This is a genomic window from Zobellia nedashkovskayae, assembly GCF_015330125.1.
Lineage (GTDB): Bacteria > Bacteroidota > Bacteroidia > Flavobacteriales > Flavobacteriaceae > Zobellia > Zobellia nedashkovskayae.
The window spans coordinates 3,417,898-3,430,256 of sequence record NZ_JADDXR010000002.1; the positions used below are offsets into that span (position 1 = coordinate 3,417,898).

The window sequence follows — 12,359 nt, forward strand, 5'->3', positions numbered from 1 at the left end:
GTTAAAATTGAAAGTATATGAATTCTTGTTGAGAACCTCCGAAAGAAAATATAACAATAATTATGCAAATGTATGCTATCCATCTAATATATCTGTTTTTCAGTAATCCATTTCCATAAATTTCAAGACCATGATTCTTTTCTCTTTGGAGCCATTCTATGAAGATAAATATGGTAAGCAGACTTAGAATAGTCGTAGGAAATATTTGAGGTTTAGAGAAAAAGGACATATCGAAAATACCTTTTAAATAATTTAGTGCATGAGATATATTTTCTGCTCTAAAAAAAACCCAGGCTAAAACAGTTAAAATGAATGTTGAGCCTATTTGAAAAATTTCTTTAATGCTGGGCAATATTTTACCTTCAGCAGTAACCCCTAGGTTCTGTCTGTTTTTACCAGAAAGTAATAAAGGCAAAAAGTATAGGGCATTCAAGCCGCCCCATATTATAAAAGTCCAATTAGCTCCGTGCCAAAAACCACTCACTAAAAAGATAATAAAGGTATTTCGGATTTTCATCCAAGTTCCGCCTCGGCTACCACCCAATGGGATATAAAGATAATCTCTGAACCAAGTGGATAAAGAGATGTGCCAACTTCTCCAAAATTCAGCAATATCTCTCGAAAAGTAAGGGAAGGCAAAATTTTTCATTAAATCAAATCCAAATAGGCGAGACGTTCCAATTGCAATGTCTGAATATCCAGAAAAATCACAATAAATTTGAAATGTAAAGAAAATTGCTCCCAATAATAAACTGCTTCCTGAAAATTCATTAGAGTTGTTAAAGATTTGGTTAGCATATTCTGCACAATTATCCGCAATAACTATCTTCTTAAATAGCCCCCATAGTATCTGTCGCATGCCATCAACAGCTAAGGAGTATTTAAATTTTCTTTTTTTGTAAAACTGTGGTAATAAGTGAGTCGCCCTTTCAATTGGACCAGCTACTAATTGTGGAAAAAAACAAACAAATGCGGAGAAGGCAATAAAATCCTTTGTTGGTTTTAGTTGTTTTCTATAGACATCAATAGTGTAGCTTAGTGTTTGAAAAGTGTAGAAGCTGATACCTACAGGTAAAATAATATTCAGAGAGCTTCCATTTATTGAGTATCCGAAAAAAGAAAAAGCAGATATGAAGTTGTCTAAGAAAAAGTTATAATATTTAAAGAAACCTAAAAAGCCTAGGTTTACAATTATACTAATCCATAGTAGGATTTTGCGTTTTGACGGTCGGTTTTCTTTTGAAAGACCTACTCCAATTGAATAATCGATAAGCGTGCTAAAAGCAATTAAACTGAGGAATTTCCAATCCCACCAGCCATAGAAAAAATAACTAGCGACTACTATAAGAAAATTTTGAGCTTTAATACTCTTGCAAAAGATAAACCAGTAAAGTATAAAAACTATTGGTAGGAAAACGGCAAAATCAATAGAATTGAATAACATGTTATAATAAAATAAGATAGTATTGTCTTACAGACAAAAGACTCAGTATCACTGAGTCTTTTGTCTGTTAAAAATAGGTAAAAAGCATCAATTTTTATAAAACCCCTTATACCATTCAACAAAATTTTGAACACCATCTGCAACAGAAGTATTAGGCTGATAGTCATAATCTCTAATAAGATCATCAACATCTGCCCAAGTACGCTCCACGTCACCCGGTTGCATAGGCATAAGTTCTTTCTCAGCTTTTTGCCCCATGCTATTTTCAATAGCCTCTATAAAGTCGGTTAGTTTAACAGCATTGTTATTACCAATATTGTAAATTTTATACAAATCTCGGTTTTCTACTGAGCTAGTAAGTGTACGAACAACTCCTTCTACGATATCATCAACATAGGTGAAATCTCTTTCCATTTTACCATGGTTAAATACTTTTATAGGTTTACCGTTTGCTATAGCATCAGTAAAAAGAAACAATGCCATATCCGGTCGTCCCCAAGGTCCATAAACCGTGAAAAAGCGAAGTCCGGTTGTCGGAATATTAAACAAATGGCTATACGTATGCGCCATTAGTTCATTACTTTTTTTAGTCGCTGCATAGAGGCTGATTGGATGGTCTACATTATCTGTAGTTGAAAAAGGTATTTTTTCATTAAGACCATAAACACTAGAACTACTTGCATAGACCAGATGCTCCACCTTATTATGTCTACAGCACTCTAACAGATTTAGGTAGCCAACAACATTACTATCAATATAAGTTTCTGGATTTTCTATGCTATAGCGAACTCCTGCTTGAGCAGCTAAATTACAAACTCTATCAATTTTCTCTTCTTCAAAAAGTAGGGGTAGGGCTTCTCTATCCTCCAAGTTCATTCGAACAAAAGAAAATTTATCTCCATAAATAGAACCGTAACATTTTTTGTGAAAAATTTTGGCATCACTCTGTTTTATACCCAATTGTTCCAATCGGGCATACTTCAAGTTTACATCGTAATAATCATTTACGTTATCTAGACCTACGACATCATATCCTTTCTTAAGGAGCTTTTCACAAAGATGATATCCTATAAAACCGGCCGCACCGGTGACAAGAATTTTCATGATTGTCCTATTTTATAATATTGAAAACCTTTTGCTTCCATTTCTTGTTGTGATAACAGACGACGACCGTCAAAAACAAATGCCGGTTTAAGCATTTTTTCAAAAATCGTTTCCCAAGAATAGGCTTTAAATTCATCCCATTCTGTTAGAATAGCTATGGCATGCGCATCTTTCACCGCATCCATTGGATCTGTAACTACGGTCAAAAGTTTTCTGTTTTCTTCCGGAGACCTTGTTTCTAAATAATCTAAATCTGCATAAATTCTTTCTGCGGAAACTTTTGGATCATATACTACAATCTCTGCTTTTTCTTCAAGTAAAGCATCAGCAATATTTATAGCCGCAGATTCTCTAGTGTCGTTCGTGTCCTTTTTGAAGGCCCATCCAAAGAAAACTATCTTTTTACCTGAAACCGTGTTATATAAAGTAGAGATAATATTCTCTGCAAAACGTCTTTTTTGATAGTCGTTCATGATGATCACTTGTTCCCAATAGTCGGCAACTTCATCTAGACCAAAACTTCGTGATATGTACACTAGGTTTAAGATATCTTTTTGAAAACATGAACCTCCAAAACCGACAGAAGCATTAAGGAACTTTGATCCAATTCTACTATCTGTTCCAATGGCTCTAGATACTTCGGCTATATTGGCGTCAGTACGTTCGCATAAGGCAGAAATAGCATTAATGGAAGAAACTCTTTGTGCTAAAAATGCATTAGCTACCAATTTAGAAAGTTCGGAAGACCAAACATTTGTTTGAAGTATACGTTCTTTTGGCAACCAATGTGCGTAAATTGAACTTAAGGTATCTTTTGCTTCTTGACCAGATGGTGTTTCATCACCACCAATAAGTACACGGTCTGCGTTTAAAAGATCATCTACCGCTGTTCCCTCTGCTAAAAACTCAGGATTGGACAGAATTTCAAATTTCACGCCGTTACCTGTGTTTTCAAGAATACTTTTTATAGCACTGGCAGTTCTAACAGGTAAGGTAGATTTCTCTACTACTATTTTATCCGTTTTAGCTATTTTGGCAATATTACGAGCGCACAGCTCTACAAATTTTAAATCTGCAGCTTGTCCTTTTCCTTTTCCGTAAGTTTTTGTAGGAGTATTTACTGATATGAAAATAATTTCAGCTTCATCTATAGCTTTATCCACTTCGGTAGTAAAAAAGAGGTTTTTACCTCTTGTTTTTTCTACTATTTCTTTAAGTCCTGGCTCGTAAACAGGTAAATTGTCTAGGTTGGAATCGTTCCATTGGTCTATTCTAGCCTGGTTGATATCTACAACAGTTACCGTAATTTCTGGGCACTGGCTAGCAATAACTGACATTGTTGGTCCACCTACATATCCTGCACCTATACAGCATATTTTATTTACTTTCTTCATGACTGGGTTCATTTTATTTGATTGCAAAGATTACTAAATAACTCAAAACTTCCTTGTATTTTCTCGGTTAAAAAGATATTATTAGGATAATGTGCTCAAAACGGGTATTTTTTATGATGTAATAATAATCATATTTCTAAATACTAATATTTAATTAAGCATGTTATAGTACAACGTCATAAGTTGTGCGAAATTATATACGATGATTATGTTATATAAGACTATGGACCTTTCAACTTATATATTTGAAGTTCATAGTTTTTTGAGAAAAAATCATCTTTTGTTTAACACATTGTATTTATATTCGTGCAAATATTATATCAATTTTCAATAAATTATTCTTGATTAGTAATGCAAAAGTATTTGATGCTAATTTTATAGGATATTAAATATAAGAAATGAAGAAAATATTAATTACCGGAGCGGCGGGTTTCTTAGGATCTCATTTATGTGATCGTTTTATAAAGGAAGGTTATTATGTAATTGCCATGGATAACCTTATTACTGGAGACTTGCGTAATATTGAGCATTTATTCAAATTAGAAAATTTTGAATTCTATCACCATGATGTCACTAAATTCGTGAGTGTTCCCGGTAAGCTAGACTATATTTTGCATTTTGCCTCTCCAGCCAGTCCCATAGATTATTTGAAAATCCCTATTCAAACATTAAAAGTAGGTGCATTGGGAACTCATAATTTATTAGGCTTGGCTAAGGTTAAAAAAGCTAGGATTTTAATAGCATCCACTTCCGAAATATATGGAGACCCTCTGGTGCACCCTCAGACTGAGGAATATTACGGAAACGTCAATACTATTGGTCCAAGAGGTGTATATGATGAGGCAAAAAGGTTTCAGGAGTCCATAACAATGGCATATCATCGCTTTCATGGCTTAGAAACACGAATTGTACGAATTTTCAATACTTATGGACCTCGAATGCGTTTGAACGATGGTAGGGTAATCCCAGCATTTATAGGACAGGCATTAAGAGGAGAGGATTTAACCATATTTGGAGATGGAAGTCAAACCCGCTCTTTTTGTTATGTAGATGATGAAGTAGAGGGTATATATAGACTGTTACTTAGTGATTATGTTTTGCCAGTGAACATTGGTAATCCCCATGAGATTACCATTAAAGATTTTGCAGAAGAAATTGTAAAGTTAACAGGAACTAACCAAAAAGTCATTTACAAGCCATTGCCACAAGATGACCCTATGCAAAGGCAACCGGATATTTCAAAAGCAAAGGAGATTTTAGGATGGGAGCCAAAAGTATCCAGGTCAGAAGGAATGAAAAAAACTTATGAATATTTTAAAACTTTACCAGAAGAGGAATTATATAAAAAGGATCACAAAGATTTTAAAGATTACAATAAGGTGTAATGTTTTATAAAAAAGCTAAAATTAAAGGAGCGAATCTATTTTTATGATTGCTCCTTTTTTTATGTAAAAAAATGATATTGATGTTGGAAGTTTCTTTTTAATTAAGAGAGTGACAGAATTTAGTTACGTTACTAATGTTAGATCTATTTGTTGGTCTATTCCGTAAGTACGTAGGAATAATTATATTTATAACTTAATCTGTTTTTGCGATTAGCCGATTTTTTTAGGGCGTACAACAAGATTAATTAGAAGTTCCAATGTTAAGGTTTAGTTTTGTGTTTATAATTTAAAAGAACTTTTAGTGATTTTTAGATTATATTTATATGTTTGGCTAAGGTTTGAAAGAATTTTGGCACCCCCAAATAAAGTGAACTATAAACCAATTTAATTTGAAAACAATTACGAAAGACAAGATATGGCTGTCTTCTCCCCACATGGGAGGGGGCGAACAAAAATATGTTCAAGTGGCCTTCGATACCAATTGGGTAGCCCCTTTGGGTCCTAATGTAGATAACTTTGAAAAATCTATTAACCTGTTCTTAGGTGGTAGTAGCAATGTTGCAGCACTGAGTTCAGGTACTGCTGCCATTCATTTGGCTTTGGAGTTGTTGGGAGTAACTAAAGATGACGAAGTTATTTGTCAAAGTTTTACTTTTTCGGCATCTGCAAACCCCATTATGTATCTTGGCGCAACACCTATATTTGTAGATAGTGAAAAAGATACGTGGAATATTTCTCCAAAATTACTTGAAGAGTCTATAAAAGACCGAATTGCGAAAGGAAAAAAACCGAAAGCAATAGTAGCCGTCCATCTATATGGTATGCCTTATAAGGTAGAGGAAATTGCTCAGATTTCGGAAAAGTACGGAATACCCGTCGTAGAAGATAGCGCAGAAGCACTAGGTAGCAGTTTTAAAAATAAGAAATGTGGTACTTTTGGAGCAATAGGTATTTTATCATTTAATGGTAATAAAATTATCACTACTTCTGGTGGCGGAGCTTTGATTGCCAAAGATGAGGCTACAAAGAACAAAGCGGTATTCTTAGCAACTCAAGCTAGAGATGATGCACCGCATTACCAACATTCTTCTGTAGGATACAATTATAGGATGAGCAATATTCTTGCAGGTATTGGTCGCGGTCAAATGGAGGTGCTTCAGGATCGCGTTGATCAAAGAAGATTCAATTACAATTTTTACAAAAAACATCTTGCTCATCTTCCTGAAATACTATTTTTAGAAGAACAAGATGGGTATTATTCGAATAGATGGTTGACTTGTGTTCTGATGCCCTCATTTGCAATTAGAGAAAAAATTCGTTTAGCTTTATTAGAAGAGAATGTAGAATCAAGACCTTTATGGAAGCCTATGCATTTACAACCAGTTTTTGCTGAATTCCCTAACTATAATGATGGTACATCTGAAGACCTTTTTAATAGAGGGCTATGTTTACCTAGTGGCTCCAACCTTTCGCAGAATGACCTAGAAAGAATTGTAGCACTTATTTTAACCAAAATTTAATCTGATGATAAAAGGATATTTAGTAAATAATGCGCATAAATATGCATCTAAATGGTTAGTCTTAGCCATTGATGTAGTAATGATAGCTATTTCTTTTGTGTTGTCTTACATCATAAGATTCAATCTTACGTTAGATTTTGATCTTGACAAACTATTTGTTCAATTACCGATTATATCTTTAATTGCATTGGCTTCGTTTGTTTTTACAGGCTCTTATAAGGGGGTGGTTAGACATACGGGTGTTAGGGATGTTTATAACATTTTTAATGCAATTTGTCTCTCGAGTATTTTGTTGATATCAATGGTTTTATTTAATCGTGAATTAGGAGTTTTTGAAAATTTCACTGTTCCATTAGGTATTATCATCATACATAGTTTGTTAAGCTTTGTAGCTCTTACCGCTTCTCGATACGTATTTAAATCACTGTATAACAATTTCATATCTAGAGATTTTAAGGTGAACAAAAATGTTTTGATTTTTGGAGCTGGAGAGTCTGGAATATTAACTCAGAGTGCTCTTGTAAACCATTCCAAAAGTAGAGTAAGAGTTGTTGGGTATATTGATGAAGATGATAAAAAAATCGGAAAGCAGATAAATGGAGTAAAAGTATTTAGCAAAGATGTTCTAAATAGGGAGTTTATTCTTAAAAATAGTATTTCAGAAGTTATTTTTTCAATTCAAAATATCGATCCTAAAGGTCTTAAAGAACTAGTTGAGGGTCTTGTAGATTTCCCTGTTCAGGTTAAAATTGTGCCTCCAGTAGAGCAGTGGATTAATGGTGAGCTTAAAGTTTCTCAAATTAAACAAGTGCAAATTGAAGATCTTTTAGATAGAGCTCCAATTAATATAAAAAACTCTAAAATATCTGAGGAGGTTAAGAACAAGGTCGTTCTTGTTACCGGCGGAGCTGGGTCTATAGGAAGTGAAATTGTACGTCAAGTGTGTACGTATGATTATAAATCACTAATTATTATAGATCAATCGGAATCTGCCCTATATGATTTGCAACAAGAATTAAAGCAAAATGGCTTTCATAACTTCATGCCTATTGTAGGAGACGTACGAGATAAAAATCGTTTAAATAATCTTTTTCAAGAATATAAGCCGGACATTGTATTTCATGCAGCTGCTTATAAGCATGTGCCGTTGATGGAATACAATGCTTACGAAGCTATTAAAATTAACGTAGCAGGAACAAAAGTGGTTGCTGATTTATCAATTAGTCATAATGTAGACAAGTTTATTTTTATCTCCACGGATAAGGCCGTAAACCCGACTAATGTTATGGGTGCCACAAAGCGAATTGCGGAGATGTACATTAGCTGTATGCAGCAAAAAGGGAAAACGAAATTTATTACTACACGTTTTGGTAATGTTTTAGGTTCAAATGGATCGGTTATTCCTCTTTTCAAAAAGCAAATAGATAAAGGAGGTCCTTTAACGGTAACGCATGAAAATGTAACTAGATTTTTCATGACCATACCAGAGGCTTCACAACTAGTTTTGGAAGCGGGTGCCATGGGCGATGGTGGTGAAATCTTTATTTTTGATATGGGCGAGTCAGTAAAAATATTTGACTTAGCAAAAAACATGATTAAACTTTCAGGTCTTAAATATCCTGAAGACATTGATATTAAGATAACTGGTTTACGTCCAGGGGAAAAATTATACGAAGAGTTGTTGGCGAATGGAGAAAATACTTTACCTACTTACCATAAAAAAATTATGATAGGTAAAACAAGGGAGCTTGATTATGTTTCTGTACGATCTAGAATAGATGAGCTTTGTGTATCTAATATGTTCTTCAATGAAAGTACGGTGAGTTTAATGAAAGAGATAGTGCCTGAATTTATTTCAAACAACTCAGAACTATGTTCGTTGGACAAGAAGAAAGAAAATAAGACTAAGAATCATCCTCTTAAAAAAGTCTTATAACCTTTTAATTTGCTATTATTGCACAAAAATACAAAACACTATGTCCGTAAAAAAAATAATTTCAGTTGATGTTTTTCAATTTTTAAAGACTGTTATTCCTATTAAAATTGTTTTTCTTGTATTACTATCTTCTTGTGCGACTAAGAAAGAAGTTGTATACTTTCAAAATACAGGAGATTTTGAAACGTTAGTAGATAAAAATAGTTTTACACCTAAGTTTAAGATTGATGATTTAGTAAGCATTTATGTATCTACATTAGATAGCGAAGCTAGTGCGCCATTCAATTTATTCAGAGGTGGTTCAGAAGGTGGAGTAAGGCCTGAGCAAGTTGATTATTTAGTAGATAAAGACGGTTCGATAGATTTTCCTGTTGTCGGTAAAGTTAAAATTGCAGGTCTCTCAGGTGAAGAAGTGAAAGAACTACTCAGAGATAAACTTTCTGACTATCTTAAAGACCCTATAATAAATATTAGATTAAGAAATTTCAGTATTTCAGTATTAGGAGAAGTGCGTAGGCCGGGCACATATCCGGTAGACGGAGAGCGAATAACAATCATGGAGGCTTTGGGTTTTGCAGGGGATTTAACTATTAAAGGCAAGCGTGAAAACGTTATGGTTATTCGTGATTTTGATGGTACAAAAGTTTACACCAGAATTGACCTTACAAAAAAGGAAGCACTTAGCTCTCCGGTTTATTATTTGACACAAAATGATGTGGTTTATATTGAGCCAAATAAATCGGCAATTACTGCTTCTGCTTTGGATAATCGGGCAACAATAGCAGTTTCTATAGCATCTATACTTATCACCGGAACAATTCTTTTGATAACTAGAACCAATTAAGTTAAAGTAGGTCTACTACAGTTTATAAAAAACAAAATGAGCTTAAATACTCAGAATCCAATATCAAGCAATACACTCAATTTTAAGGAGATATTGAATACATACACTGCACAGATTAAGTGGTTTGTTTTGTCAGTTATAATTGCATTTATAATTGCCTTTATTTATATAAGATATGCTACGCCAAAATTTGCTGTTCAAACACAAATTCAAATACTAGAGGATAAAACAACTGGTTCCGAACTTGACGTTTTTCAGGATTTAAATTTATTAGGTGGCGGTAAGAATAAAGTGGAGGATGAGTTGCAGCTGATAAGTTCTCGTTCTAATTTTATTAGAGTTGTAAAGGAATTAAACTTGAACACAAAAATTTTGGTTCAAGGAAATATTAAAGAAAAAGAATTATATAGAAATCCTCCTATAAATATAAATTTTATTGCTGCGGACTCTATATTAAATAGAGCCGAGCTAGATTTTTTTATTACTATTTCATCATCTACAACATTTGGATATACCGAAGAGGAAGACCAACCTGTAAAAATATATGCTTTTGGTAAGAATATCTTAACGGATATTGGTGATATAGTGATAACACCTAATGTAGGGGTTTTTGAAAGTTATAAAGATAAAAAAATTAGAATTTCGGTAAGACCTATAGAAGACGTTTCGCAGGAATATAGAACAAGAATTATCGTTACTTCTACGAGTGAGGCGTCAAATATAGTTAACTTAACGCTTGAAGACCCAATTAAAGAAAAGGCAGCAAATATTCTTGATGCGGTAGTAAGAATTTACAATGAGAACGCTATTACTGACAAACAGGCTATTGCAGATCGTACCTCGAATTTCATAGACGAAAGAATAGCTAATATTTCTTCAGATTTAGCTAGTGTAGATCAGTCTGCACAAGATTTCAAGACAGAAAAAGGGGTAACAGATATAGCGGCGGAAGCTAATGTTAATTTAAATGTAGGAGTTGCTAATCAACAGGAGTTAGCAAACGCCAGAAATCAACTGAACATGGCTGCATCAATGCAGGATTTGGTACAACAACAAGATAGTTACGAGGTTTTGCCAACAAATATAGGGCTTTCTGACCCCACTATTGCTAGTACTACAGATCGTTACAATCAATTGGTATTAGAGCGAAAAAGGCTTTTAAAAAGTTCAAATGAGAAGAATCCGGTAATTATAAATTTAGATCAGCAAATAGCTGGTCTAAAAAGTAGTATGCAATCGAGCTTGAGCAGTTCGGTTAATAATTTAGGGCTTACAGTAAATTCTTTAAGTGGTCAGCAGGCTCGTTTCAATTCTAAAATATATTCATCTCCTGCAAATGAGAGAGCACTTAGAGATATTACTAGGCAACAACAGACAACAGAATCGCTTTACTTGTATCTTTTACAAAAAAGAGAGGAGGCGCAAATTTCAGCAGCCTCAAGTTCTCCCAAATCTAAAATTGTCGATCAAGCATATAGCGTTAGTAAATTGCCGGTATCACCAAAGAAGTCATTAGTTTATTTGGCCTCTTTTATTTTGGGTATGTTGATTCCTTTTTTCATTATATATATGAAGGAATTGCTAGATAACAAAATACACAATATGCATTCTTTGGAAAAGCTAGTGAAAAATGTTCCGATTCTAGGAGAGCTTCCAAAATTGACTAAAAAGGATGAAAAGTTTGTTATTAAAGAAGATAGGTCCGTACTTGCAGAGTCATTAAGAATAATTCGCACAAACCTTGATTACCTTATAAAATCAAAACGAAATAAAGCAGGGAAAAGTAATATTGTTTTTGTTACGTCTAGTGTGCCAGGAGAAGGTAAAACCTTCCTCTCTACCAATTTATCTATGATACTGGCCAGTACAAATAAAAAGGTATTATTAATTGGTGCGGATATAAGAAACCCTAAACTTTATACATTCTTTTCAAGTGGTAATGTAGATAAAATGCAGAAACCAACCAGAAATAAAGATGCTGGTCTTACGGAATATTTGTATGATAATACCATAGAAGTCAGGGATATTGTTAATCCAATGCTTGTGCATAGAAATACGGTAGATGTAATATATTCCGGTAGGATACCTCCAAACCCGGCAGAATTATTAATGAGTGATCGGATAAAGACATTATTTGATCAAGTTTCTGAAACCTATGACTATGTAATAGTAGATACAGCCCCTTTGATGGTTGTGACAGACACTTTGTTAATAAGTGAGCATGCGGACTTACTTTTATATGTTACCAGAGCAGGAGTCACAGAAACTAATGCTGTAGAATACCCTATTAAGCTTCAAGAAGAAGGAAAAATAAAAGGTTTGTCTTTTATAGTTAATGACGTCGATTCCTCTAATCTTGGCTATGGCGGTAAATACGGATATGGCTATGGTAAAACCCAGAAAAAATGGTGGAAGTTCTAAAAAGCATTATTTCTTATAAATAGAGTAACAAAAATCCTGAAGCAATTCAGGATTTTTGCTTTTCAAGAAGAAATTTTATTTTCATCAAAAACAGGGTTATTTTATTTTTGAAAAATCACTACTTTCGTTTATTCTAACGAAAACTATTCCCCTACATTATTTTTGCCATTATTAATCACTTTTCTTAAAACAAGAGCGATGCTATGCCAATCTGTGAAATTTCTAATGAGATACGGTTTTAAAATCATTTGTAATTTAACGGAATTCAATCCTCTTTTAGCGAAAATAAGTAGGGTATTCAGGCCTTGAAG

Annotated in this window: 8 protein-coding genes; 5 read left to right on the plus strand and 3 right to left on the minus strand. The window is 33.7% G+C overall.

Going from position 1 to position 12,359, the window contains the following annotated elements; all coding sequences use genetic code 11:
* Nucleotide 1: 1 nt before the first annotated feature.
* From IWB64_RS14025 to IWB64_RS14035, 3 genes are all read right to left on the minus strand, one after another.
* Nucleotides 2-1,444 carry an MBOAT family O-acyltransferase gene (locus IWB64_RS14025; RefSeq protein WP_194534589.1) on the minus strand — a complete coding sequence of 481 codons (1,443 nt, stop codon included), beginning with the start codon at nt 1,442-1,444 and terminating at the stop codon, nt 2-4.
* A gap of 87 nt (nt 1,445-1,531) precedes the next feature.
* The gene (locus IWB64_RS14030) at nt 1,532-2,548 is read right to left on the minus strand and encodes an NAD-dependent epimerase (protein ID WP_194534590.1); all 1,017 of its coding nucleotides are present in this window, start codon (nt 2,546-2,548) and stop codon (nt 1,532-1,534) included.
* Complete coding sequence (locus IWB64_RS14035) at nt 2,545-3,942, minus strand: nucleotide sugar dehydrogenase (protein ID WP_194534591.1); 1,398 nt, start codon at nt 3,940-3,942, stop codon at nt 2,545-2,547. Before IWB64_RS14035 ends, IWB64_RS14030 begins: the two co-directional genes overlap by 4 nt.
* Before the next feature lie 398 nt (nt 3,943-4,340).
* On the opposite strand from IWB64_RS14035, the gene IWB64_RS14040 reads away from it, so the two are divergent.
* The 5 genes from IWB64_RS14040 to IWB64_RS14060 all read left to right on the plus strand — a co-directional run bounded on the left by IWB64_RS14040 (nt 4,341) and on the right by IWB64_RS14060 (nt 12,048).
* Nucleotides 4,341-5,327 carry a UDP-glucuronic acid decarboxylase family protein gene (locus tag IWB64_RS14040; protein WP_194534592.1) on the plus strand — a complete coding sequence of 329 codons (987 nt, stop codon included), beginning with the start codon at nt 4,341-4,343 and terminating at the stop codon, nt 5,325-5,327.
* Nucleotides 5,328-5,761: 434 nt separating this feature from the next.
* Complete coding sequence (locus IWB64_RS14045) at nt 5,762-6,847, plus strand: DegT/DnrJ/EryC1/StrS family aminotransferase (RefSeq protein WP_194535906.1); 1,086 nt, start codon at nt 5,762-5,764, stop codon at nt 6,845-6,847.
* 4 nt (nt 6,848-6,851) lie between these two features.
* Entirely contained in the window at nt 6,852-8,783 is a 1,932-nt protein-coding gene (locus tag IWB64_RS14050) for a polysaccharide biosynthesis protein (protein ID WP_194534593.1), read from the plus strand.
* Nucleotides 8,784-8,823: 40 nt separating this feature from the next.
* A complete protein-coding gene (locus IWB64_RS14055; RefSeq protein WP_194534594.1) occupies nt 8,824-9,627 on the plus strand; it encodes a polysaccharide biosynthesis/export family protein in 804 nt (267 codons plus the stop codon).
* Between the two features lie 36 nt (nt 9,628-9,663).
* Nucleotides 9,664-12,048 carry a GumC family protein gene (locus IWB64_RS14060; protein ID WP_194534595.1) on the plus strand — a complete coding sequence of 795 codons (2,385 nt, stop codon included), beginning with the start codon at nt 9,664-9,666 and terminating at the stop codon, nt 12,046-12,048.
* Nucleotides 12,049-12,359: the final 311 nt, after the last annotated feature.